At 64.4% G+C, this 2,273-nt stretch carries 1 protein-coding gene; it reads right to left on the bottom strand.

The features are described from left to right. Positions 1 to 36: 36 nt before the first annotated feature. Positions 37 to 2,061 carry a cation:proton antiporter gene (locus VIO10_RS00540; protein ID WP_331957919.1) on the bottom strand — a complete coding sequence of 675 codons (2,025 nt, stop codon included), beginning with the start codon at positions 2,059 to 2,061 and terminating at the stop codon, positions 37 to 39. Positions 2,062 to 2,273 lie beyond the last annotated feature (212 nt).

The raw sequence follows: 2,273 nt of genomic DNA on the forward strand, positions 1-2,273 counted from the left end.
TCGTTGGCACGACGGGCCAGTATTAATTCGCTGGAGTCACCCCTGCTCGAGCAGGCGCCGGGCGGCGGCGACTGCGGCGCTCGAGCCGGCCAGTTCCAGGATGTCGCCCGGCCGCAGAATTTCCTCGCCGGTCGCCGCGACGACTTCCGCATCGCCTCGGCCTATAGCGACCACCACGGCGCCGCTGTTGGTGTGCATATCCAGCTCGGCCAGACTTCTGCCGACTCCGTCGCTGTCGGGCCTCACGAGGACCGGCGTAATCATCCCGATGCCGGGGACCTCGTATGACTCGCCTTCGGCGCCGGCGCGAGTGCCTCGGAGCGCGGTGGCGATCAGCCGCGCAGCATTGCGAATCTGCCCCTGCATCTGGCGCGCGCTTCGGGTCACGACGACTATCATCAGCGCGATCGTGATCACGATGATTCCGATCCCTTCAACCGGCGCCATGAACGGCTGAACGATCGCGAGCAGCGGCACCGCGGCGACCAGCAGAATCGTGATCTGCAGCAATTCGATCAACGCCTTCACCGCGATGGCGCCACGCGGGGGAAGTTCGGCGAAGGCGCGCGACACGAGCGCCGTCGCCAGCCGGCGCGACGCGAAATACATCGCGGCCGCGGGCGCGGCGCATAACAGCAGTGCGAACAGGTCCACGTACAGGCCGGCGGAGAAATACGAGAAATGTTCGAGGCTGGCGACCGTGGAAGTCACGTCGAGCGGATCGAGTTCGTTGACGATCAGAATCGCGCCAATCAAAACCGCGCTCGACACGATCGCCGTGGTCGGCCATCCGATCGAATTGGCGTCCCTGGCCGGCTGTCCCGCATTGCGTATGCGCTCGAACCACGAGTCGTAGAGCGCCTCGAGCAGCTTGAGCGGGCGCGGCAGCCGCCCGGAAACGAATTCGGCGACCGGAACCGAGCTACGAATCATGTAGGGCGTCAGGAAGGTGGTGATTGCACAGACCGCGACCGCAAGCGTGTAGAGAAAATCGCGGGTGGCGCCCGTCTTCAGCCCCGCGCCGGCGATGATGAACGAAAACTCGCCGATCTGCGACAGGCTCATGCCGGCTTCGATCGAGGTTTTGATGCCGACGCCGCTCAAGACCGAGGCCAACGTCACTCCGAATATCTTCCCGCCGAGCACCGCGGCGGTCAGCACGATCAGCGCGGGCCAGTGCTGCGCTATCAGCGCGGGATCGATCATCATGCCGACGGAAACGAAGAACACCGCGCCGAATATGTCGCGCAGCGGCGCGACCAGATGTTCTATCTGCGCGGATTGTCCGGACTCCGCTACCAGGGAGCCCGCCAGGAAAGCGCCGAGCGCGACCGAATAGCCGGCGTGCTCGGCGAGGATCGCGAAGGCGAAACAAATGCCGACGACGGCGACCAAAGTTGTTTCGGGCCGGCCCATCCGCACCACCAGTCGCACGAAAGGCGGCACCACGATGAATCCGACGCCGACCAATGCCACCAGGAACAATATCAGGCGCGCGATCGTGACCGTCATCAGCGACGCCGACACGCTCGCGCCCGACGCCAGCGTGGTCAGAATCGCGAGCTCGACCACGGCGGTGAGATCTTCGGCGAGCAAAACGCCGAACACGAGTTCGCGCAGCGGCTCGGAGACCGGAGTCTCTTCGTAGGCCTTGGCAACGATGGTCGTGCTCGAAATTGAAAGCAGCGCGCCGGTGAAGATGCTCTCCAGCGGGGTCCAGCCGAGCGCGCGCCCGCATACGTAACCGAGCCAGATCATGAAGCCGACCTGGAGCGCGGTGATAAAGCCCGAGGTCGGACCGAGGCGAATCAGCTTGCGCACGCTGAACTCCAATCCGAGCGCGAACATCAGCAGGATCACGCCGAGTTCGGAGAGCGTATGGATACGGTCGGAGTCGGCGAGCAGAGGAATCGGGAGGTTAGGACCGACGATCAAGCCGGCGATCAGATAGCCGACTACGACGGGCTGGCGGATTTTCTGAAAAATGATGGTGGTGATCGCCGCGACGCATAGCACCATCGCGAGATCTTCGAGAAACGTGTGTGAAGCGAGTACCGGCACAGTCGCGTCGGGACATCTTAGCTTGGCGCGCACGGATTGAGCGAGGGTGGGAGCGTGATCGCGGGCGGGACGGTCGAGCGAGCGTTGAACCTCTCCCCTGGCCGTGGCGACGGCAGCGCAGTATTAAGACCCGTTGACAGGGGCAGCGCCCGCCAACGGCGGGCGGTCGTTGGCACGACGGGCCAGTATTAATTCGCAGGGCACAGCCCTGC

The organism is Candidatus Binatus sp. (genome assembly GCF_036567905.1).
Classification (GTDB): Bacteria; Desulfobacterota; Binatia; order Binatales; family Binataceae; genus Binatus.